The sequence below is a fragment of the Nocardia wallacei genome, from assembly GCF_014466955.1.
Taxonomy (GTDB): Bacteria; Actinomycetota; Actinomycetes; order Mycobacteriales; family Mycobacteriaceae; genus Nocardia; species Nocardia wallacei.
This window is the reverse complement of record NZ_AP023396.1, coordinates 3,123,149-3,144,603: the sequence shown is the minus strand read 5'-3', so window position 1 is coordinate 3,144,603 and position 21,455 is coordinate 3,123,149. Positions and strand designations below refer to the sequence as shown.

The window sequence follows — 21,455 nt, the reverse complement described above, 5'->3', positions numbered from 1 at the left end:
CGGCTACACCGGTAGTGCCGTGACTTGCCTTCCGGCGTCATCGATCTCGCCGATGCCGTCGGCGGTGATCTCGACGACGCGCGCGGTGGAGATGTCGAAGAACAACCCCGCCAGGACCACGCCGCGCTCCTCGATGCCGCGGCGCACCACCGGGTGCCGCGAGAGCACATCCAGCTGGACCGCGACATTCACCATGCCCAGCTGGTCGACCGCGTCGAAGCCCGCGGCGGCGGCCGCGACCGCCACCGGATGCCCGCCGCGGAATCGCTCGAGCGCGGGTCGGCCGTGCTCGAGCCAGGCGTCCAGCGGCGAACCGGTCACCCGCTCGTAGTACAGCGCGTCCATCGCGCCGCAGCCGGAGTGCCCGCACACCACCACCGACCGGACATCCAGCTTGTCCAGGGCGTAGACCAGCGCGGCCTCCACGGAGGTGTCGCGCCCGTCGGCGGGAATGAGATTGCCGATATTGCGAACGGTGAACAGGTCACCCGGACCGCTGCTGGTGATCACGTTCGGCACGATCCGGGAATCGGCACAGGTGAGGAACAGCGAGTCGGGATTCTGGCTGTCCCGCAGTTCGCCGAGGTGCGGTCGCACCACGTGGGCGTGGCCGCGGTGGTAGGCCGCGACGCCGGCGGCGATCGGATCGGTGCGGGCGGTGCGCCGCCACGGGCCGAGCGTCTCGTTCAGAACACGGCGGGCGTGCCCGCGGGTGGGCGGACCGACCTCCAGATCCGCGATGCGCGCCGCGCCCATCTCCACGAATTCGACCGTGCCGCCGCAACTCTCGTGCTGCTGCGCCCATTGGTGCAGGGCCTCGTGCGCCGCGTGGTCGACGAAGTCCACCGCCAACTCGATGGTCACCGGGGCGCCGACCGGGATTCCGGCCAGCTCGCCGGTGAGCCGCGGCACCGCCATGAACGTCAGGGTGCCGTCGATGGTCACCACCCGGCGCACGCCCAGCGGCTCCACCGTGATCGTCACCTTGGCCACCCGCCACAGCAGCAGCGCGAACGCCAGCGCCAGCCCGACCAGCATGCCGACGAGCAGGTTGACGAACACCACGACCAGCACCGTCGTCGCGTAGACGAACAGGTCGCCGGTGCGGCGGGCCAGCCGGATGTGGGCCAGTTTCACCAGCCCGATGCCGATCACGATCAGCACGCCCGCCAGCGCGGCCTTCGGGATCTGCCGCACCACCTCGACCAGCACGACCGCGAAGATCAGCACCCAGAGACCGGCCAGCATCGTCGAAGCCTTGCTGCGAGCCCCGGCCTTGACGTTGGTGATGCTGCGGACGATGACCGCGGCGATGGGCAGGCCGCCGATCAGCCCGGAGGTCATGTTCGCCACGCCCTGGCCGATCAGTTCGCGGTCCAGGTCGGTCCGCTGCTCGGGGCGCAGCCGATCCACGGCCACGGCCGACAGCAGCGTCTCCACACTGGCGATCAGCGCGATGGTCACCATGGTCAGCGCCACCGCGGACCAGCCGCCGTGCGGGATGGCCGGCAGCGAGATGTCGTCGAACAGCGTGCCCGTCAACACGATTCGCTCGATGCTGGTCGGCACGACCATGGCGAGGGCCGTCGCGGCGACCACCGCGGCCAGCGGCGCGGGCACCGCGCGAATTCGCGGCGGCAGATACCGCCAGCCCAGCAGGATGGCGATGACGACGCCGCCGACCAGAGCATCGCCGCCCTTGGCCGCCGCCAGCTGGTGCGGCAGCTGCGTGATGCTGTCCCAGGACGAACTCAGCGACTGCCCGCCCAGCAGGACGTGGAGCTGCTGGAGCGCGATGACGATGCCGATCCCGGCGAGCATGCCGTGCACCACCACCGGCGCGATGGCCAGCGCCGCGCGCGCGATGCGGCCGAGGCCGAACAGGATCTGTAACAGCCCGGCTCCCATCGTGATGAAACACGTTGTGGCCCAGCCGAACTGGTGAATGCTTTCGGCCACCACCACGGTGAGGCTGGCGGTCGGCCCGCTGACCTGCAGTGACGAGCCGCCTAACAGGCCGGCCACCAGGCCACCCACGACGGCGGCCAGGAGTCCGGCGGCCACGGGCGCGCCGGTGGCCACCGCGACGCCGATGGACAGGGGTAATGCGACGAGAAAGACCACCACGGAGGCGGGGAGGTCATGGCGAAGCACCACGGCGAGACCGGGGAGCGACGTCCGTCGGGCAGGGTCAATGTCGGTTGACATATTTCTCCTTCGCCGAACCGGGCCACGGTTCGGTTCATCGGGTCAAACATGTTCTGGCATCGAGCAGCTGGCGGGCGAGAGCCGCGGGCAGCGAGAACGCTTGCGCGGCGGTGGATCCTCTAGCAGATGTCTCCCGAACGCGGAGACCGATCAATAGTAAAGAATCCGCAAAGGGCATGAAAACTGTTTGCAGTAAGAAAGCTGCCGCCGCTATCGAATCGTGATCTCGCTCATAGGTTTTCCACAGACTCGGTGCCATCAGCGCATACTCGGACAGATGACCAATATGTCGGCGATAGCTGAACGCCTGCCCAGCTGCCGGGCGCCGCGACCCGCACCGCCTATGCTGGATCCGCTTCGCCCGCTCGGCACACCGCGGTAACGCCCGAGCAGATCCCGGCCGACATTCTCGAGAATCTTCACCCGCCTGCAGCCGTCCGGCCGGGCGGTGACACGGACACAGGAGGCACGATGGCAGGCGCCGGCACGATCCCGTCCGCGCGGTGCCGCGACGCCGGACCGTCGCGACGCATGTTCCTCGCCCGCGCGGGCGCCGCCGGTCTGGGACTCGCCCTGCCCGCCTGGTCCACCGGCCCCGCCCGCACCGATCCCGCGCAGTCCCCCACGCAGATGTCGATCCAGGAGCTGACACGGGCGTTCGATCGGGGCGCGCTGACGTCGCGCGAGCTGGTGGCACAACATCTCGACCGCATCGCCGTCCTCGACAAGGCCGGTCCCGCCGTCAACGCGTTCATCACCGTCGACCACACCGCCGTGGACACGGCCGCCGAGCTGGACCGGGAGCGCGCCCGGACGGGCAAACGCGGTCCGCTGCACGGCATTCCGATCGTGCTGAAGGACAATGTCAATACCGCCGACCTCCCGACGACCGCGGGCAACGCGCTGTTCCGCGACTACGTTCCCGGCAACGACGCCACGGTCACCGATCTGCTGCGGCGGGCGGGCGGGATCGTCGTCGGCAAGGCGAACATGCACGAGTGGGCGATGGGCGCGAGCACCGTCAGCTCGCTGGGCGGGCAGACCCGCAACCCCTACGATCCCCATCGCAGTCCCGGCGGCTCCAGCGGCGGCACCGCCGCGGCCGTGGCAGCCGGGTTCGCCACCGCCGGGCTGGGCACCGACACGCTGGGCTCCATCCGCATTCCGGCCGCGCGCAACAACTGCGTCGGCCTGCGGCCCACCGCCGGGCTGGTCAGCCGGGCCGGGATCATTCCGCTGTCGACCACGCAGGACGCCGTCGGCCCGATCACCCGCACGGTCACCGACGCCGCCCTGCTCCTCGATGTCATCGCCGGGCCCGACCCGGCCGACCCGAGCACGCTGGGCTCCGGCCGCCCGGGCCGCACCTACCTGTCGTTCCTCGATCCGAACGCGTTGGCGGGCAAGCGGATCGGCATCGTCGACGACTTCTTCGGCGACCCGGCCGACCCGGGCTGCGCGGCCACCAACGCCGTCGTGGAACGGGCCATCGGCGACATGGCGGCGCTCGGTGCGCGTTTCGTGCACATCGGCGATCTGGGCCCGCTGACCTCGCTGGCCGCCGAACTCACCGAGTACGAGTTCCGCCAGGCCATCGACGCGTATCTGGCCGGGTCGGCGACGCCGCCGCCCGCCCGGAACCTGTGGGAGATCATCACCTCCAACACCACGGTGCCCGACGTGCAGCCACTGCTCATCGCCTATCTGCCGTTCACCACCGAATCCCCGATGTACCACGCCGCCTTCGCCGCTCGCACGGCGATGATCCAGTACACCCTGCGCGTACTCGGCGACAACCGGCTCGACGCGCTGCTCTACCCGACCACCCAGACCCCCGCCCCGCCGCTCGACGCCCCCGGCGCGATGCGCACGGCGGACATGCTGGCCGAGGGCCGCAGTCCGGTGACCGGACTGCCCGCCATCACCGTGCCCGCCGGTTTCACCGACGCGGGCCTGCCGATCGGCGTCGAGTTGCTCGGCCGACCGCTCGACGACGGGAAACTGCTCGCCATGGCCTACGCCTACGAGCAGGCCACCCACCACCGCACCCCGCCGCCCCTGGGTTGATCCCTCGCGGTGTGAGACCCGCGGTGCGCGTAGAATTTTCGCCAGCCGAGTTCGGACCCGCTGGACAACAGGAACTGCCGAAGTGACCGACGATTCGCGAACCGGTTCCTACTCCGTGCGGGAGACGCTGTCGCAGCTTCGGCTGCGCGAGCTGCTCACCGAGGTCAAGGACCGGGTCGAGCAGATCATCGACGCCCGTGACCGAATGGACGGGCTGGTCGATGCGATGCTCGCGGTCACCTCCGGCCTCGACCTGGACGAGACGCTGCGCACCATCGTGCGCACCGCCATCAGCCTGGTCGACGCCCGGTACGGCGCGCTGGGCATCCGCAGCCACGGGGACCAGCTGTCCCAGTTCATCTACGAGGGCATCGACGGACACACCCGATCGCTGATCGGTGACCTGCCCGAGGGGCACGGCGTGCTCGGCCTGCTGTTCAGTCAGCCCAAGCCGATCCGGCTCGAGGACCTGGCCGCCCACTCCGCCTCGGTCGGGTTCCCGCCGAACCATCCGCCGATGCGGTCGTTCCTCGGCGTCCCGGTCCGCATCCGCGACGAGATCTTCGGAAACCTCTATCTCACCGAGAAATCCGGGCGTCAGCTGTTCACCGAGGACGACGAGCTGATCGTGCAGGCGCTCGCCGCCGCGGCCGGGATCGCCATCGAGAATGCCCGGCTCTACGAATCCGCCCGCGCCCAGCAGGCCTGGATCGAGGCCACCCGCGACCTCACCACCGAATTCCTCGCGGGCACGAACGAATCCGTGGTTCTGGCGCACCTGGCCGATCACGCCCGGCAGCTCACCCGCTCGGCGCGGGTGTACCTGGCCGTCGTCGAGGAGCCCGACCGGCGGCCCGAGGACGTCGACCGGCTCGTGATCGCCCACAGCTCGGGCACGGCCGACGACCATACCGGCCGCCGCCTGCGCCTCGACGGCACCACCCTGGGCACGGTCTTCACCGAGCGGTCGGCCCGGCGGCTCGACGACGCCCGTCAGACCGACCTAGCCGGGCTGTTCCCCGGCGCCGGGCCCGCGCTGGTGCTGCCGCTGCACACCCCGGACGCGTCGTTGGGCGTGCTGGTGACGGTGCGCACGGCCGAGGCCGCGCCGTACGACGACGAAATCCTGGAGCTCGCTTCGGCTTTCACCGATCAGGCCGCGCTGGCGATGCATCTGGCCGAGACGCACCGGCGGATGCGCGAGATCGATATCCTCACCGACCGCGATCGGATCGCTCGCGATCTCCACGACCACGTCATCCAGCGGCTGTTCGCCGTCGGCCTGTCGTTGCAGGGCACGGTGCCGCGCACCCGGGTGCCCGAGGTACAGCAGCGGCTCGCCGACGCGATCAACGACCTGCAGGAAGTGGTCCAGGAGATCCGCACGTCGATCTTCGAACTACACGGCGGCGGTGTGCAGGCCACCCGCATACGCCGGCGCCTCGAGCGGGCGGTCGGGCAGCAGACCGCGACCACGGCCGTCCGCACCTCGCTGCGGGTGACCGGACCGCTGTCGGTGGTCGGTCCCGAACTGGCCGAGCACGCGGAAGCCGTTGTCCGCGAAGCGGTCGGCAATGCCGTGCGCCACGCCGACCCCGCGACCGTCGACGTGGAGATCGACGTCGCCGACAACCTCACCGTGACCGTCACCGACGACGGCTGTGGCATCCCGGACAGCTTCACCCCGGGCGGGATCGCCGATCTGGCACATCGCGCCGAGACCGGCGGCGGCGAGTTCTCGGTCCGAGCCGTCGCCCCCGCCGACGGCTCGCAACCGCACGGCACCTGCCTGCGCTGGTCGGCGCCGCTGCGCTGACCGTGTTCAGGAGGTCTTGTGCGGAACGCCCGTGACCAGGCCGCCGTCCACCACGAACTCCGACCCGGTCGCGTAGGCCGACTCGTCACTGGCCAGGAACAGCACGAAGGTGGCGACCTCCGCCGGTTCGGCCGGGCGGCCCAGCGGGATCGTCACCAGGTCGTCGGGAATGTTCGCGGTCATCGGGGTGCGGATGAGCCCGGGGTGCAGCGAGTTGACCCGAATCCGGTGCGGCGCCAACTCGAGTGCCGCCGACTTGGCCAGCCCGCGCACGCCCCACTTGGACGCCACGTAGCCGTGCGCCCACGGCGCGCCGCGCAGGCCCTCGATCGATGAGACGTTGACGATGGACCCGCCGCCCGCGGCGATCATCGGCTCGACCACCGCCCGCATGCCGAGGAAGGTGCCGGTCAGGTTCACATCCAGGATGCGCCGCCACTGCGCCAGGTCGAACTTCTGCAGCGGGCTGCCGTTCACCACACCGGCGTTGTTGACCAGCACATCGAGCTTGCCGAAATCCTCGACGGCCGTGGCGACCGCGACCTCCCAGTGGTCCGGGTCGGTCACGTCCAGATGTACGAAGCGGGCTGATTCGCCGATCTCGGCGGCGAGTGCCTTGCCCTCGTCGTCGAGGATGTCGCCGACCACCACCCGGGCGCCCTCGGCGACCAGCAGCCGGGCGTGGGCGGCGCCCATCCCCCGGGCGCCACCGCTGATCAGTGCCACTTTTCCGTCTACACGTCCCATGGCGCGACGCTACCATACGAACTAGAACATGTTCTAGACACTGTTCCAGAATGGTGCTCGGAACACCGAAGCTGTTGTCCTCCAGGAGTAATTCATGCCCATCCGCGTCGCGCACATCGGCACCGGGAACGTCGGCCGCCTCGCCCTGATCGAGCTGATCACCAATCCGCAGTTCGAGCTGACCGGTGTCTGGGTCGCCACGGATGCCAAGATCGGGAAGGACGCGGGCGAACTCGCCGGGCTGGACGTGGTCACCGGCATCACCGCCACCGGCGACCTGGACGAGATCCTCGCCGCCCGGCCCGACTGCGCGGTGTACTGCGCGATGGGCGACACCCGGCTGCCGGAGGCGATGGCCGATTGCCGGCGGCTGCTGGCGCACGGCATCAACGTCGTCGGCTCCGCGCCCGGCGTACTCCAGTACCCGTGGCAGGTGGTGCCCGGCAAGTACATCGACCGGGTGGAAGAGGCTGCGCGTGAAGGGAATACGAGCCTGTTCATCACCGGCGTGGACCCGGGTTTCATCAACGATCTGATCCCGTTCGCGTTCGCCGGCACCTGCCGCGCCATCGAGCAGATCCGCTGCACGGAGATCGCCGACTACGCCACCTACGACGGCGCGACGGTCATGTTCGACGTGATGGGCTTCGGCAATCCGCCCGAGGACGTCCCGATGCTGCTGCAGCCGGGGGTGCTGAGTCTCGCCTGGGGTACCGCGATCCGCCAGCTCGCCGCCGGGCTGGGTATCGTCGTCGACGAGATCACCGACACCGCGGCGCGCGAGCCCGCACCGGCGGCGTTCGACGTCGCCGCCGGGCACATTCCCGAAGGCGGAACGGCCGCAGTGCGTTTCGAGATCCGCGGACTGGTACAGGGGCATCCGGCGATCGTCATCGAACACGTCACCCGGTTGCGCGAGGAGCTCCGGCCGGACTGGCCGCAGCCGGTGCAGCCGGGCGGCTCCTACCGCGTCGAGATCATCGGCGAGCCCTCTTACACCGTCGACATCCGCCCGACCAGCCGCCACGGCGACCACAACCATGCCGCGATCGCCGCGGCGGCGGGCCGCATCGTGAATTCGATTCCGGCCGTGGTCGCGGCCGCACCGGGCATCCGGACCACCCTCGACCTACCGCTGATCACCGGCCGCGGACTGTACTCGCCGCCGCGCTGAACACGGCCACCCGCGCGGTTACCGCACCAGCTGCTCGCTCTTCAGCCAGTCGTAGGCGACGTCGGCGGGATCCTCGCCGTCGATGTCCACGCGGCCGTTGAGCTCCTGCATCAGGTCGTCGGTGAGGTGCTGGGAGATCGTGCCGATCAGCTCGCGCAGTCGGGGGTGACTCGCCAGCACCGCGCCCCGCACGACCGCGGTACCGCTGTAGGGCAGGAAGAACTTCTTGTCGTCGTCGAGGACGACCAGGTTCAGGTTCTTCACCCGGCCGTCGGTGGTGTAGATCATGCCGAAGTTGCAGGGCGCGCCCTTGGCCGTCGCGGTGTAGACGACACCGGCGTCCATCCGCGTGACGTTACCGGCGGGCACCCCGTTCGGGTCGTTGTAGGGCATGCCGTACTTCTGCAGCATCGGCACGAAACCGTCGGAGCGGCTGAAGAATTCGTCGTCGACACAGAAGGTGCGGTCGGGCACCGGGAGCGCGGCCACGTCGGACAGCGACCGCACGCGCAGCCGCTCGGCGGTCGGCGTGGCGGCGCCGAAGGCGTAGGTGTCGTTGAAGTTCGCCGGCGCCAGCCACTCCAGGTCGTAGTCGCGCTTCTCGATGTCGTGCACGCGCTGCCACAGCTCGTGCGGGTCCGTGATGGTCTCGGTCTGGTTGTGGTAGTTGACCCAGCCGGTTCCGGTGTACTCCCAGAGCACGTCGGCGTCACCGTTGAGCTGCGCCTGCCGCGACGACGCGGAACCCGGCGCCCCGGTCATGTCCCGCACGTCGGCGCCCGCGGCGGCCAGGTAGGTCGCGGTGATCTTGCCCAGCAGCACGCCCTCGGTGAAGCTCTTCGACGTGACGACCAGTTCCGCACCGTCCAGCGGGCGGTCGCCGCCGGGCAGGCTCGCCTCGTGGAAGGTGCCCGACGAACTCACCAGGCCGCACCCGGCGAGCAGCGAGATCGCCACGGCCAGTGCGCAGCTCGCGGTGACCAGTCGCGCTCGTGGTGCTCTCATGAGATACCTCGCGGGGTCGCGGCCAGTTCGACCAGCCTGCCGAGCCAGTCGATGGTCAGCGCCAGCAGTCCGACCAGGATCGCGCCGGAGACCAGCAGTTTGGGCAGGAACAGCGTGACGCCGGTGGTGATCAGCGTGCCGAGGCTGGTGGCCCCGATGAACGTGCTCAGCGTCGCGGTGCCGACGAGGATCACCAGTGCGGTCCGCACCCCGTTGAGGATCACCGGCACCGCGAGCGGCAGCTCCACCTGGAACAGCGTGCGGGTCCCGGAGAAACCGATGCCCCGCGACGCCTCGATGGTGCGCTGATCGACCTGCCGCAGCCCGACGATGGTGTTCTGCAGGATCGGCAGGATCGCGTACACCACCAAACCGACTATCGCCGTGCGGAATCCGGTGCCCAGCCAGAAGGTGAACAGCACCAGCAGGCCGACGGCGGGCGCGGCCTGGCCGATATTGGCGATATTGACCGCGAGCGGTTCGAGCCGCCGCAGCGCGGGCCGGGTGAGCGCGATGCCCAAGGGGATCGCGACGATCACCACGATCAGCGTGGCGACCACGGTCAGCTTGATGTGGGACAGGATGGTGGTCTGCAGATTGTCCCAGCCGAGCGACGCCTTCTCGGTCGCGGTGAATGTCGTCGACCGATACCACAGGACGTATCCGATGCCGATGACGAGAATCAGCAGCGGCTCGAACCACACGTCCATCGGTATGCGCCGCAAGCGCTTCACGACCGATCGCCCGATCCGGGTTCCTCGTCGGCGGCGACCACCGGCGTGGGGGCGTTCTCGCTGCCGTCGACGTAGGTCTCATAGGACCGTTCCGCCTCGTCGGCACGGCCGTCGGCGAGCTTGGCCTGGATCATCTCGGTCACCGCGGCGATGCCCAGCGAGCCGACCACCGCGCCGCGGCCGTCGGTCACCAGGGTCGCGCCCTGGCTGGCGGCGAGCATCGCGTCGAGGGCGTCGTTGAGGGTGGAGGACCGGGCGACGACGGGCAGCCGCCGGTCGAGGTAGTCGGAGACCTCCGGCTTGGTGGCCAGTTCGTCCAGTGTGGGCCAGGACCGCGGCCGTCCGGCGCCGTCTACGACGACCACCCAGGTCTGCCCGGCGGCCCGCGCCCGCTCGATGACGCCCCGCGACGACTCGCCCACCCGCGCGGTGACCACGTCGTCGGTCGCCACGTCGCGCACCCGCGACACGGTCAGATAGGCCAGCTTGGCGCCGGATCCGACGAACTCCTCCACGAACGGCGTGGCCGGATTGGTGAGGATCTCCTCCGGGCGCGCGTACTGCTCGATGTGCCCGCCCTCGGACAGGATCAGCACCTTGTCGCCGAGCTTGGTGGCCTCCTCGAAATCGTGGGTGACCACGACGATGGTCTTGCCGAGCTCGTGCTGGATTCCGATCAGGCTGTCCTGCAGGCGAACCCGGGTGATGGGATCGACCGCGCCGAAGGGCTCGTCCATGAGCAGCACCGGCGGGTCGGCCGCCAGCGCGCGGGCGACCCCGACGCGCTGCTGCTGGCCGCCGGACATGTCCTTGGGCAGCCGGTCGGCGAAGGTGGCGGAGTCCAGGCCGACCAGATCGAGCAGGTACTCGGTGCGCTCGGCGATGCGCCGCTTGTCCCAGCCGAGCACGCGCGGAATGGCGGCGATGTTCTTGGCGACCGACCAGTGCGGAAACAGTCCTCCGGACTGGATGACGTACCCGATCGACTGCCGCAGTTTGTCGGGGTCCTCGCGGGTGACGTCGCGCCCGCCGATGAAGATGCGGCCCTCGGTCGGCTCGATCAGCCGGTTGATCATCTTGAGCGTGGTCGTCTTGCCGCACCCCGACGGTCCGACGAACGCCACGATCTCCCCCGCCTCGATCTCCAGGTCGAGCCGCCGCACCGCCGGTTTCGATTGTCCCCGATAGCGTTTCACCACCCCGTCCAGCGTGATGGACGCCCCGGTCACGTTGCGCTCCGGCGTCGCCGGAGCGGGCCCGCCGGTCACTTCAACGGTCATGACAGTCCCTTCGCGATCGTCAGGCGTCCGAGCAGGACGAGCAGCGCGTCGAACACCAGCGCGATGACGACGATGAGAATGGTGCCGGTGAGCGCCATTTCGAGGGCGTTCGCGCCGCCGAGGCGGGACAGGCCGTTGAAGATCAGCGAGCCCAGGCCGGGTCCGAGGACGTAGGCGACGATGGCGGCGACGCCCACGATCATCTGGGTGGAGACCCGGATGCCGGTCAGGATCACCGGCCAGGCGATCGGCAGCTCGACGGTCAGCAGGATCCGCCAGCGCGAAAAGCCGATGCCGCGGGCGGATTCCACCACCGAGGCCGGGACCGACCGCAGCCCTACGATGGCGTTGCCGATCACCGGCAGCGCCGCGAAGAACGCCAGCATCACGAACGAGGGCACCACCCCGAGCCCGAACGGGACCAGCAGCAGCGCCAGCAGCGCCAGCGACGGGATGGTCAGCGCGACCCGGCTCGAGGTCAGCGAGAGCTGGGCCAGCAGCGGCGTCCGGTACACCGCCACCGCGATGAGCACCGCGACGACGGTGCCGACGAGTACCGTCTGAAAGGCCAGGGAGGCATGCTGATAGGTGAGGAAGGCCAAAGTGCCGCCCCGCCCTCGGACATAGCTCCATAAATCCACGGGATTCCCCTCGTCAGCCGAACATCTGCCGGTTCCTGCCTGGTGCGTGGTCCTGGACGGAAGTCGTCACAGGGTAATCGACGCCGCGCGGTCCGCTTCGGATTACGCGCGGCGAGGCCGGATATCCGGGCGGCCCTAGGCGGCTCGTGCGGGCGGGACGGGGGCGGAGTAGTGCTCGGCGTTCCCGGCGATCACCGTGCTGCGCCGGCCGTCGACACCGACAGGGATCTCCCCGGCGAGGGTGATACGGGTGAGCCTGCGGTGTTCGGTGCCGTCGTAGTCGTCGATGGCGTAGTGCTGGGTGGCGCGGTTGTCCCAGATGGCGACGTCGCCGAGCGACCAGTCCCAGCGGGTGGTGTGCTCGAGCCGGGTCACCCGATCCTGGAAGAGCCGGAACAACGCCTGCGACTCGTCGGCGGGCAGGCCGACGATCCGCTGCACGAAATTGCCCAGCAGCAGCGCGCGTTCGCCGGTCTCCGGATGCACCTCGACCACGGGATGTTCGGTCTCGTAATAGGTGGACTCGAACTCGCCGCGGTAGGCCGCGACGGTCTCGCCGCGGTGATTGTCCTCGGCGGTCGCGGCGTAGTCGTACCGGTTGGTATGCCTGGCGCGCAAGCTCTCGGCCAGCCGCTGGAGCGGTTCGGGCAGCGAGTTGTAGGCGGCGACGGTGGAGGCCCAGGTGGTCGAGCCGCCGTAGCTGGGCAGCGTGACCGCGCGCAGGATCGACGCCTTCGGCACCCGGTCGACGAAGGTGACGTCGGTGTGCCAGCTGTTCGACCGCCCCTGGTGCGAGTCGATGGCCAGGCTCTTCACCCCGGCCGACCGGACGGTCGGGTGCGGGATGGTCGGTGTGCCGAGCAGTTCCGCGAATTCGTACTGGCCGTCCTCGGTCAGGTGGTGCTGGTCGCGGAAGAAGATCACCTTGTGCTCGTCGAGCGCCGCGCGGAGGGTGGCGACGGTGTCCGCGTCCAGGTCACCGCCGAGCCGGACGCCCTCGATCCGCGCGCCGAGGTGAGTACCGAGCTTGACCACCCGCACGGTGGTCCGGGCGTCGGCTGCGTTGTCGACGGGCATACCGGGGACCTTTCACTCGCACCTGACAATCGACCCGACGAAACCACCCGAGCCGTCCTGGGGCCAGGATTAGGGTCACCCCGATCGAAACCCGCCGGAACACCTTTGGCACAACGCCGCTCCGGCGGTGGCGGCTGGTTCGACCGACCGCCTCGACCTTGCCCGCCGCGCCTCGGCGTAGTACCGTCCAGACATATGTCCAGGTCACTGTCTGGATCGAATCATCGGGAGGATTGGCGATGACGTTGGTGAAGCCGCGGCAGGTCTCCGGGGACGAACACGAACACGGGCATCTCGAGGAATTCCGCACCGATCCGATCGCGCTGATGCGCCGGGTGCGGGCGGAGTGCGGCGACGTCGGTTCGTTCCGCCTGGCCGACAAGGACGTGATCCTGCTGTCGGGCTCGGAGGCCAACGAGTTCTTCTTCCGCGCCGCCGACGAGGATCTCGACCAGGGCGCCGCCTACCCCTTCATGAAGCCGATCTTCGGCGAGGGCGTGGTGTTCGACGCCAGTCCCGAACGCCGCAAGGAGATGCTGCACAATCAGGCGCTGCGCGGTGAGCACATGCGTGGGCACGCGGAAACCATTGCGCGCGAAGTGGATCGGATGCTGGCGCGGTGGGGTGACAGCGGCGAGATCGACCTGCTGGAGTTCTTCGCCGAGCTGACCATCTACACCTCCTCGGCATGCCTGATCGGCACGAAGTTCCGCGACGAACTCGACGAGCGGTTCGCCCACCTGTACCACGAGCTGGAGCAGGGCACCGACGCGCTGTGCTATGTCGACCCGTACGCTCCCATCGACAGTTTCCGCCGCCGCGACGAGGCCCGCGCCGAACTGGTCGACCTGGTGCAGGGGATCATGAACGGCCGCATCGCCAACCCTCCGCAGGGCAAGGACGATCGGGACATGCTCGACGTGCTGGTGTCGATCCGCGACGAGCAGGGCAACCCGCGTTTCTCGGCCAGCGAGATCACCGGCATCTTCATCTCGATGATGTTCGCCGGGCACCACACCACCTCGGGCACCGCGGCGTGGACGGTCATCGAACTGCTCCGCCATCCCGACCAGCTGGCGCGGGTGGTGACCGAACTCGACGAGCTCTACGCCGACGGCAAGGACGTCAGTTTCCATGCGCTGCGCCAGATTCCGCATCTGGAGGCGGTGCTCAAGGAGGTGCTGCGGCTGCATCCGCCGCTGATCATCCTCATGCGGGTGGCCCGCGGCGAATTCGAGGTGTGCGGAAACCGCATCACGCCGGGCGATCTCGTGGCGGCCACGCCCGCGGTGTCCAACCGCAGCCCCGAGGACTTCCCGGAGCCCGACCGCTTCGACCCGGGCCGCTACATCGATCCGAACCAGGCCGACCTGATCAACCGCTGGACCTGGATCCCGTTCGGCGCGGGGCGGCACCGCTGCGTCGGCGCGGCCTTCGCGCTCATGCAACTCAAGGCGATCTTCTCGATTCTGTTGCGGGACTGGGAGTTCGAGATGGCACAACCCTCCGACAGCTACCGCAACGACCACTCCAAGATGGTCGTGCAGTTGCGGCAGCCGTGCGCCGTGCGCTTCCGGCGGCGGGTGCGATGAGCGGGCGAGCCGGTCTCGCGGGCCGGGTCGTGGCGGTCACCGGCGGGGCGCGCGGCATCGGCCGCGCCATCGCCGGTGTCCTCGCGGAGGCCGGTGCGCGCGTGGTCATCGGCGATATCGACGCGGAGGCGGCGGCCGCGACGGGCGCCGAACTCGCGCTCACCGCCGCGCTGCCCCTGGATGTCACCGATCCGGAGTCGTTCCGCGCCTTCCTCGACGCCGCGCGGGCGGCCGCCGGACCGCTCGACGTCCTGGTCAACAACGCGGGCATCATGCCGGTGGGCCGATTCACCGCCGAGCAGGACGCGATCACCCGGCGCATCCTCGACATCAATGTGTACGGCGTGCTGCTCGGCACCAAGCTGGCGCTGCCCGGCATGCTGGACCGCGGGCGCGGCCACATCATCAATGTCGCCTCGCTGGCCGGGACCAATCCGACGCCGGGCATGGCGACCTACTGCGCCAGCAAGCAGGCCGTCCTCGGGTTCACCGATGTGCTGCGGCTGGAGCACCGCGGCAGCGGCGTGCGGTTCTCGGCGGTGCTGCCGACGTTCACCCGCACCGAGCTGATCGCGGGCACCCGTGCGCCGATGGGGCTGCTCGCCGAACCCGGCGACGTGGCGCGGGCCGTCGCCGATCTGATCGTCCGTCCCCGCCGCCGGGTCACCGTCACCCGGCTGGCGGGGGTGCTCGCGGTGTTCAACGACCTCACCCCGCGTCCGATCGGCGAGTTCTTCGCGCGGCGGCTCGGCGTCGATCGCATCTTCACCGACGAGGTCGACCGGGACGCGCGCCGCGCGTACGACGAACGGCTGCAACGCAAGTAGCGGCGGGAAGGCGACGGGGCGGTGATCCGGATTCCGGATCCCCGCCCCGTCGCGTGCGATGGATCAGTGGTAGGCGACCTGCCAGTGCTTGACCCCGTTGATCCAGCCCGAGCGCAGCCGCACCGGATCCGACACCTGCCGCAGGTTCGGCATGGCATCGGCGATGGCGTTGAACATCAGGTCGATCTCCAGCCGGGCCAGGTTGGCGCCCACGCAGAAGTGCGCGCCGGTGCCGCCGAAGCCCAGATGCGGGTTCGGGTCGCGCAGCACGTCGAAGGTGAAGGGCGCGTCGAACGCCGCCTCGTCGAAATTGGCGGAGCTGTAGAACAATCCGAGCCGCTCCCCCGCGCGGATGTGCTGCCCGCCCAGTTCGGTGTCCTCGGTCGCGGTGCGCTGGAACGCCGTCACCGGTGTCGCCCAGCGCACGATCTCGTCCGGCGCGGTGCGCGGCCGCTGCTCCCGGTACAGCTCCCACTGCTCCGGGTGGTCCACGAACGCCTTCATGCCGTGCGTGATGGCGTTGCGGGTGGTCTCGTTGCCCGCCACCGACAGCAGGATCACGAAGAACCCGAATTCGTCGGAACCCAGTGCCTCGCCGTCGATGTCGGCGCTCACCAGCTGGCTGACGATGTCGTCGGTGGGCTGCGCGCGCCGCCGTTCGGCCATGTTCCAGGCGTAGCCGAGGATCTCGGCGGAGGCGGTCACCGGGTCGCCGTATTCCGGGTCGTCGTAGTTGAGCATCTGGTTCGACCAGTCGAACAGCTTGTGCCGGTCATCCTGCGGCACGCCCAGCAGCTCCGCGATCGCCTGCAGCGGCAGCTCGCACGCCACCTGCTCGACGAAGTCGCCACTTCCGGACGCCTTGGCCGCGTGCACGATTCGCTCGGCACGCTCGGTCAGCGCCGCCCGCAGACTCTCCACCGCCCGGGGTGTGAAGCCCTTGGAGACGATCCGGCGGATCTTGCTGTGCTTCGGCGGATCCATGTTGACCAGCAGCGCGCTCGTGCCCGCCAGCTGCTCGGGGGTCGCGAAGCCGGGCAGCCGGATGATCGACCCCTTCTGCTCGGAGGAGTACACGTCCACCCGGCGCGAGATCTCCTTGATGTCCTCGTGCCGGCTCACCACCCAGTACCCGCCGTCCTCGAACGGCGCGGCCTGCTCGGGGGTCTGGGCGTTCCACCATACCGGCGCCGTGCGCCGCAGTTCCGCGAATTCCGCGACGGGACTGCGGGTTTCCCACAGTCCCGGGTCGGTGAAATCGAATCCGCTCGGTATCGACGGGGCTGTCACTTTTCCTCCTCGCGTCCGCGTCGCTGCGAAGCACTGACGACATGGTCCGGTTCCCGGGCTTCCGCATAGGCCTTGGCCGCTCGGTAGTCGGGCTTTCCGCTGGGGGTGCGGGTGACCGCGTCGGTCACCCAGATGCGCCGGGGCAGTTTGTATCCGGCCAGATGGGCCCGCACGTGCCGTTCCAGCGCGGCGAAGTCGACAGCGCCCGCGGCGTGCGCGGAGACCACGGCGGCGACCTGATGGCCCCAGCGATCGTGCGGCACACCGATCACCACGGCGTCGTAGATCGACTCGTGCGCCTTGACCACGGCCTCCACCTCTTCGACGAAGACCTTCTCGCCGCCGGTGTTGATCACCATGTTGCCGCGGCCGATCAGGGTGATCGAGCCGTCCTCCTCGACCCGGGCGCGGTCGTCGGTGACCACCACACGGTTGCCGTCGACGGTGCGGAACAACTTGTCGGTCTTGGCCGGATCCTTGTAGTAGCCGATCGGGACCGAGCCGGTCTTGGCCAGCCAGCCCTCGCCGCCCGGCGCCACGGGACGCGCCTCGTCGTCGACGACCACCGCGCCCCGGCCGATCTGCACGCGCGGACCGCGCGCGGGATCGTCGTCCTTCTGCGCGAAACCCATACCGCCGAAACCGGTTTCGGAGGAGCCGATGGAGTCCGACACCAGCGCCTGCGGAAACAGCTCCAGCAGTTCGTTCTTCACCGGCTGCGACAGCAGCGCCGCGCCCGAGGCGACGACCATGAGCGACGAGGTGTCCACCGGCTCGGCGCGCAGCGCGTCGAGCAGCGGGCGGGCCATGGCGTCGCCGGTGAGCACCAGCACCTGCGGGCGTTCGCGGGCCACCGTCCGCCACACCTCTGCCGGGTCGAAGGCGGACAGGAAGATCGTCGCGTTGCCCGACCACAGCGCGTTGAAGGTGGGCATCATGGCGGAGGCGTGGATCAGCGGCGGCAGGATCAGCCACGTCATCGCCGGGTTCTGCGCGCCCACCCGGGACTGCTGGTACTCGTCGGCGACCGGCTCACCGGTGTAGAAGTCGATGCCGCCGCCGAGCACCCGCCACATGTCCTCCTGCCGCCACATCACGCCCTTGGGCAGGCCGGTGGTGCCGCCGGTGTACATCATGAACAGGTCGTCGGCGCTGCGCTCGATCGGCTCGCGATCCGGCGAGAAGCCTTGCAGCGCTTGTTCGTACGGCACGGAGCTGCTCTCGGCGCCGGAGTCCTGATCGTCCTCGGCGACCAGCGCGTGCCGCAACCCGGGCACCAGCGGCCGCACCTGTTCGATCACCGGGGCATAGCAGCGGTGGTGGACCAGCACCTCCAGGTCGGCGTTGTCGTAGACGTAGCGCAACTCCTCCGCGCCGTAGCGGTAGTTGATGTTGATCGGCACCGCCCGCACCTTGAAGCAGGCGATCAGCGTCTCCATCGTCTCGAGGGAGTTGTGCATCTGGAACCCGATGTGCGTTCCGGCGCCCGCCCCGATCGAGGTGAGGTAGCGCGCCAGCCGACCGGCGCGAGCGTCCAGTTCCGCGAAGGTGAGCCGGCGCGGACCCTGGATGAGCGCGACCCGGTCGGGCATCGCGTCGACGGCGTGCTCGAACAGGTCGGCGAAATTGTTCGGCATGGTGTTCGGCTCTCTCGGTGGTGATTACACGACGGACAGCGGCAGCGGGATGCCGCGGTCGGCGAAGGCGAAGTCCGCGCCGGTGCTGAAACGCGTGACGGCGACCTCCGGGGCCTCCTTGAAAGGCGCTGCGGCGGTGGTGATCTCGATGGTCAGGGTGGTGTCGTCGGCGGCGCGGACCCGCGACCGGAACCGCGGGTTCACCCCGCGGATCATCGCGTCGACGGGCTCGAGGTGCTCGGGCTCGACGAGCGCGGGCCACGCGCCGTCGGTGACGCCACCGCAGGTGCGGTCCAGGCGCAGCACCACGCCGTCACCGTCCGGAGCGATCTCCACCCCGGCGTACTTCGCGGGATTCCACGCCGGATGCAGGCGCAGCACCTGTACCAGCGCCGCGAGATCGTCGCCGAGCCCCAGCGCCTTGCGGATCCGCTCGGCGGTGAGCCCGGCGATGCCGGTGAACTGCTTGCGCCCGATCTCCCGGGCCCGCTCCTCGCCGCCGCGTTCCCGCACCGCGATCAGGAATCCGAGCGTCAGCAGATGCTGTTGCAGGCAGACCTCGTCGGCCATGCGCACCAGGGCCGACCGCGAGAAGTCGGCGAAGCGGATATCGCTCAACAGGGGCCCCGCGTAGTCGGAGTTCCCCGGCTCGTCCCGATCGATCGGGTCGAGTTCCACCAGAGCGGCGGCGGAGTTCTCCACCAGCGGGGCGTGCGCCGGCACCGCGGGCGGTTCGTGCGCCGCGTCGATGGTCACCGTCCACGCGCACACCGGCCGCCGGTCCGCCGGGCGCCGCGGCGGGCGGTGGATCGGACGCACCTGCGCGTGCGGGTTGGTCGCCAGCGCCGTCGCGTCGAAGGTCGGATCCTCGATGGTGTGGCACATGGCCACCACGAAGTCCTCTCCCATCGGCTCGACGTCGGCGAGCGCCCCGCAGTGGTCGAGCCAGAACTCGCCGTGATCGTGGTCGTCGATGCGGAAGCGGAAATCCATGAACTGCGGCGGCGCCCCGATATCCAGCTGCAGACCCTTGAAGATCGTCTCGACGCCGTCGCCGGGGATACGCAGCGCCGCGCGCATGCGCCGGGTGTACACCGGGCTGGCGAGCTGCCATTCCTCGATCGCGATCTCCGCCATGCCGTCCCGGCCGAACGCCGCGATGGAATGCGCCATCCCCGACCGGTCGATCAGGTGCCCGCACAGCAGCAGCTCGGGCACCAGCACCGCGAGCTGCTCGCGCGTCAGGTCCGCGAACCGGCTCGGCATCATCGATCCCACAGCTGCACCGGCGCGGTGCCGATGCGGTACCACCCCGGCAGCGGGCCGGACGCCGACCGCTCGATGCGCTTCTGCATCCCGGGCGAGAGCGCGTTGGCGGTGATCATCTCCATGAACAGCGCCGACACGTTGCCGAAGTCGAAGAAGTCGCGCTGCCACGACCACTGGAAGTCGCCGCCGTAGCGGAACCAGCTGCCGCCGATGCCCTCCGGCATGTAGGGGCGGCCGTCGTCACGGGTCTTCTCGTTGATCTGCTTCCAGAAGCCGATCACCGTCCCGCTGCGGTCGTCGATCACGAATTCCTGGTACGGGTACGTCCACCCTTCGAGGCCGTCCATCTCCTGGCCGAGGGCCAGGTCCCGGATCTCCGCGCGCCCGACCGCCATGAACTCCTGGGTGGGCCCGTAGTTCCAGCCGTAGGTGGCGTCCTCGGTGTACAGCTCCGCGAGCGGACGCCAGTCGCCCAGCTCCTCACAGCGCTTGTTCTCGTCCTCCCAGCGGCGAACCATCTCTTCGAGCTCGTCGCGTGCGAATCCGGTCATGGGTCACGATCCTTCGGTTTCCGGGGTCCGGTCGTCCTCGACGACCGACAGCGCTTGGGTCGGGCAGTACCGCACGGCGTTCTCCACGTCGGCGCGGTCACGGTCGTCCGGCGCACGCAGCAGCTGCGCCTTGCCGTGCTTGGGCACGGTGAAGATCTGCGGGGACTCGGCCTGGCAGACGGCGTGGCCCTGGCACAGGTCGAGATCCACCTCGATCCGTATCGTCATGACGAAACCTCCACGGTGATGGGGAGTTCGGCGAAGCCCCGCACGTTGGTGGAGTGCACGCGCTCGATGCCGCTCTCGTCCACGCGATAGTCGCGGACGCGATCGACGAAGGCGCGCAGAGCGATTCCGGCCTCCAGCCGCGCCAGGTGCGCGCCCAGGCAGAAGTGCACGCCGCTGCCGAAGCTGACCAGCTTGCCCTTGTCCGGTCGCTCGATGTCGTAGACGTCACCGTCGTCGAACACGGCCGCGTCGCGATTGGCCGAGCCGATCAGCAGCAGCACCTTGGCGCCCGCGGGCACCAGCCCGTGCTCGAACTCGATGTCGGCCGCCGCGGACCGGGCCACCATCTGGCTCGAGGTGTCGTAGCGCAGCGTCTCCTCCACCCAGGCCCCGACCAGGTCGCGGTCCGCGCGCACCTTCGCGAACTGGTCGGGGAAGCGGCCCGCCCAGTACAGCGCGTTGCCGAGCAGCTTGGTCGTGGTCTCGTTGCCCGCCACGACCATGAGGAACATGAAGCCGATGATCTCGTCGTCGGAGAGCTTGTCCCCGTCGATCTCCGCGTCGACCAGCGCCGAGGTCAGATCCTCGGTGCGGGTGGCACGGCGCTGCGCGACCATGTCGGCGTAGTAGCCGACCAGCTGCAATGAGGCGTCGATGGCGGCGGCGGGCACGTCGAGCACGCCGTCCTCGCGATGCACCACCAGATCGGCGAGCCGCCGGATCTCGGCGCGGTCGGTCTCAGGCACGCCCATCAACTCCGAGATGACATCCATCGGGAGCTTGCCCGCGACCTCCTCGATCCAGTCGAAGCTGCCGCGTTCCAGCGCGGGTTCGAGATACCGGCGGGTCAATTCCGCTATGCGGTCGGTCATTTCGGTGACCCGGCGCGGCGTGAAGCCCTTGAACACCAACTGCCGCATGCGCAGATGCCGCGGATCGTCCATCGCCAGGAACGACATCGTCTTGTGCGCGTGCGGACCCCACGCCGCCGGATCCAGCGATACGCCGTTCGCGCTCGACAGCCGCGTGCTGTCGCGGAACGCGGCGGTCACGTCGGCGTGCCGGGACAAGGCCCAGAAGCCCAGCTCCGGGTTGTGGTACAGCGGCGCCTCAATCCGCAGCCGCCGGTAGAGCGGGTACGGATCGTCGTGGAAACCATAGTCGTACGGATCGAACAGGAGCGGTTCCACCGACGACGCCGTCATCGGAACCACCCCGGCGACTGGAACAGGTTCATATCGAAACTCATCGGCACCTCTCCGCGAGACACAAGGCCGGACACCTGTCTGGAAACTACCATCGGACCGATGTC

18 protein-coding genes are annotated in these 21,455 nt (G+C 69.4%); 5 read left to right on the top strand and 13 right to left on the bottom strand.

Translation table 11 applies throughout. The annotated features are described in order from the left end of the window. Positions 1–3: 3 nt before the first annotated feature. Entirely contained in the window at positions 4–2,208 is a 2,205-nt protein-coding gene (locus tag NWFMUON74_RS14360; protein WP_187688291.1) for a SulP family inorganic anion transporter, read from the bottom strand. A gap of 471 nt (positions 2,209–2,679) precedes the next feature. On the opposite strand from NWFMUON74_RS14360, the gene NWFMUON74_RS14355 reads away from it, so the two are divergent. Next, a complete protein-coding gene (locus NWFMUON74_RS14355; protein ID WP_187688290.1) occupies positions 2,680–4,275 on the top strand; it encodes an amidase in 1,596 nt (531 codons plus the stop codon). An 82-nt stretch (positions 4,276–4,357) separates the two neighbouring features. Then, the gene (locus tag NWFMUON74_RS14350) at positions 4,358–6,091 is read left to right on the top strand and encodes a GAF domain-containing sensor histidine kinase (RefSeq protein ID WP_232111017.1); all 1,734 of its coding nucleotides are present in this window, start codon (positions 4,358–4,360) and stop codon (positions 6,089–6,091) included. 6 nt (positions 6,092–6,097) lie between these two features. Here the strand turns inward: NWFMUON74_RS14350 and NWFMUON74_RS14345 are convergent, their stop codons facing one another. Beyond that, positions 6,098–6,838 (bottom strand): glucose 1-dehydrogenase, encoded by a 741-nt coding sequence (locus NWFMUON74_RS14345; protein WP_187688289.1) that lies wholly within the window; start codon positions 6,836–6,838, stop codon positions 6,098–6,100. A gap of 94 nt (positions 6,839–6,932) precedes the next feature. Here NWFMUON74_RS14345 and NWFMUON74_RS14340 point away from each other — a divergent pair, with 94 nt between their 5' ends. Continuing rightward, complete coding sequence (locus NWFMUON74_RS14340; protein ID WP_187688288.1) at positions 6,933–8,012, top strand: NAD(P)H-dependent amine dehydrogenase family protein; 1,080 nt, start codon at positions 6,933–6,935, stop codon at positions 8,010–8,012. An 18-nt stretch (positions 8,013–8,030) separates the two neighbouring features. Here NWFMUON74_RS14340 and NWFMUON74_RS14335 read toward each other — a convergent pair whose 3' ends face one another. From NWFMUON74_RS14335 to NWFMUON74_RS14315, 5 genes are all read right to left on the bottom strand, one after another. Next, positions 8,031–9,017, bottom strand: a complete 987-nt coding sequence (locus NWFMUON74_RS14335) for a glycine betaine ABC transporter substrate-binding protein (RefSeq protein WP_187688287.1) — start codon at positions 9,015–9,017, stop codon at positions 8,031–8,033. Next, a complete protein-coding gene (locus tag NWFMUON74_RS14330) occupies positions 9,014–9,751 on the bottom strand; it encodes an ABC transporter permease (protein WP_187688286.1) in 738 nt (245 codons plus the stop codon). Before NWFMUON74_RS14330 ends, NWFMUON74_RS14335 begins: the two co-directional genes overlap by 4 nt. Then, positions 9,748–11,031 (bottom strand): ABC transporter ATP-binding protein, encoded by a 1,284-nt coding sequence (locus NWFMUON74_RS14325; RefSeq protein ID WP_187688285.1) that lies wholly within the window; start codon positions 11,029–11,031, stop codon positions 9,748–9,750. The genes NWFMUON74_RS14330 and NWFMUON74_RS14325 overlap by 4 nt, the downstream gene beginning before the upstream one ends. Next, positions 11,028–11,672: an ABC transporter permease gene (locus NWFMUON74_RS14320; protein ID WP_187688284.1), complete on the bottom strand. Its 645-nt coding sequence runs from the start codon at positions 11,670–11,672 to the stop codon at positions 11,028–11,030. Before NWFMUON74_RS14320 ends, NWFMUON74_RS14325 begins: the two co-directional genes overlap by 4 nt. A gap of 135 nt (positions 11,673–11,807) precedes the next feature. Further along, the gene (locus NWFMUON74_RS14315; RefSeq protein WP_187688283.1) at positions 11,808–12,749 is read right to left on the bottom strand and encodes a TauD/TfdA dioxygenase family protein; all 942 of its coding nucleotides are present in this window, start codon (positions 12,747–12,749) and stop codon (positions 11,808–11,810) included. A 239-nt stretch (positions 12,750–12,988) separates the two neighbouring features. Between NWFMUON74_RS14315 and NWFMUON74_RS14310 the strand changes: the two genes are divergently transcribed. Both NWFMUON74_RS14310 and NWFMUON74_RS14305 read left to right on the top strand, forming a co-directional pair. Next, entirely contained in the window at positions 12,989–14,341 is a 1,353-nt protein-coding gene (locus NWFMUON74_RS14310; RefSeq protein ID WP_187688282.1) for a cytochrome P450, read from the top strand. Further along, entirely contained in the window at positions 14,338–15,168 is an 831-nt protein-coding gene (locus tag NWFMUON74_RS14305; RefSeq protein ID WP_187688281.1) for an SDR family oxidoreductase, read from the top strand. The genes NWFMUON74_RS14310 and NWFMUON74_RS14305 overlap by 4 nt, the downstream gene beginning before the upstream one ends. A 63-nt stretch (positions 15,169–15,231) precedes the next feature. Here the strand turns inward: NWFMUON74_RS14305 and NWFMUON74_RS14300 are convergent, their stop codons facing one another. Genes NWFMUON74_RS14300 through NWFMUON74_RS14275 form a run of 6 tightly spaced genes read right to left on the bottom strand, consistent with a single transcriptional unit; the run spans position 15,232 to position 21,348 of the window. Beyond that, positions 15,232–16,458: a cytochrome P450 gene (locus NWFMUON74_RS14300; RefSeq protein WP_187688280.1), complete on the bottom strand. Its 1,227-nt coding sequence runs from the start codon at positions 16,456–16,458 to the stop codon at positions 15,232–15,234. After that, positions 16,455–18,095, bottom strand: coding sequence for an acyl-CoA synthetase (locus NWFMUON74_RS14295; protein ID WP_187688279.1), 1,641 nt, complete (start codon positions 18,093–18,095; stop codon positions 16,455–16,457). The genes NWFMUON74_RS14300 and NWFMUON74_RS14295 overlap by 4 nt, the downstream gene beginning before the upstream one ends. Positions 18,096–18,119: 24 nt before the next feature. Further along, positions 18,120–19,364 (bottom strand): hypothetical protein, encoded by a 1,245-nt coding sequence (locus NWFMUON74_RS14290; RefSeq protein WP_187689153.1) that lies wholly within the window; start codon positions 19,362–19,364, stop codon positions 18,120–18,122. Beyond that, complete coding sequence (locus tag NWFMUON74_RS14285) at positions 19,361–19,915, bottom strand: nuclear transport factor 2-like protein (RefSeq protein ID WP_187688278.1); 555 nt, start codon at positions 19,913–19,915, stop codon at positions 19,361–19,363. The genes NWFMUON74_RS14290 and NWFMUON74_RS14285 overlap by 4 nt, the downstream gene beginning before the upstream one ends. A gap of 3 nt (positions 19,916–19,918) precedes the next feature. Next, positions 19,919–20,137, bottom strand: coding sequence for a ferredoxin (locus NWFMUON74_RS14280; protein ID WP_187689152.1), 219 nt, complete (start codon positions 20,135–20,137; stop codon positions 19,919–19,921). 2 nt (positions 20,138–20,139) lie between these two features. After that, positions 20,140–21,348, bottom strand: a complete 1,209-nt coding sequence (locus NWFMUON74_RS14275; protein ID WP_187688277.1) for a cytochrome P450 — start codon at positions 21,346–21,348, stop codon at positions 20,140–20,142. Positions 21,349–21,455 lie beyond the last annotated feature (107 nt).

Bases quoted from the DNA above. Each gene is read 5' to 3' on its own strand.
- NWFMUON74_RS14360 (WP_187688291.1), bottom strand. From the start codon at position 2,208: ATGTCAACCGACATTGACCCTGCCCGACGGACGTCGCTCCCCGGTCTC.
- NWFMUON74_RS14355 (WP_187688290.1), top strand. From the start codon at position 2,680: ATGGCAGGCGCCGGCACGATCCCGTCCGCGCGGTGCCGCGACGCCGGA.
- NWFMUON74_RS14345 (WP_187688289.1), bottom strand. From the start codon at position 6,838: ATGGGACGTGTAGACGGAAAAGTGGCACTGATCAGCGGTGGCGCCCGG.
- NWFMUON74_RS14340 (WP_187688288.1), top strand. From the start codon at position 6,933: ATGCCCATCCGCGTCGCGCACATCGGCACCGGGAACGTCGGCCGCCTC.
- NWFMUON74_RS14335 (WP_187688287.1), bottom strand. From the start codon at position 9,017: ATGAGAGCACCACGAGCGCGACTGGTCACCGCGAGCTGCGCACTGGCC.
- NWFMUON74_RS14325 (WP_187688285.1), bottom strand. From the start codon at position 11,031: ATGACCGTTGAAGTGACCGGCGGGCCCGCTCCGGCGACGCCGGAGCGC.
- NWFMUON74_RS14315 (WP_187688283.1), bottom strand. From the start codon at position 12,749: ATGCCCGTCGACAACGCAGCCGACGCCCGGACCACCGTGCGGGTGGTC.
- NWFMUON74_RS14310 (WP_187688282.1), top strand. From the start codon at position 12,989: ATGACGTTGGTGAAGCCGCGGCAGGTCTCCGGGGACGAACACGAACAC.
- NWFMUON74_RS14305 (WP_187688281.1), top strand. From the start codon at position 14,338: ATGAGCGGGCGAGCCGGTCTCGCGGGCCGGGTCGTGGCGGTCACCGGC.
- NWFMUON74_RS14295 (WP_187688279.1), bottom strand. From the start codon at position 18,095: ATGCCGAACAATTTCGCCGACCTGTTCGAGCACGCCGTCGACGCGATG.
- NWFMUON74_RS14290 (WP_187689153.1), bottom strand. From the start codon at position 19,364: ATGATGCCGAGCCGGTTCGCGGACCTGACGCGCGAGCAGCTCGCGGTG.
- NWFMUON74_RS14285 (WP_187688278.1), bottom strand. From the start codon at position 19,915: ATGACCGGATTCGCACGCGACGAGCTCGAAGAGATGGTTCGCCGCTGG.
- NWFMUON74_RS14275 (WP_187688277.1), bottom strand. From the start codon at position 21,348: ATGACGGCGTCGTCGGTGGAACCGCTCCTGTTCGATCCGTACGACTAT.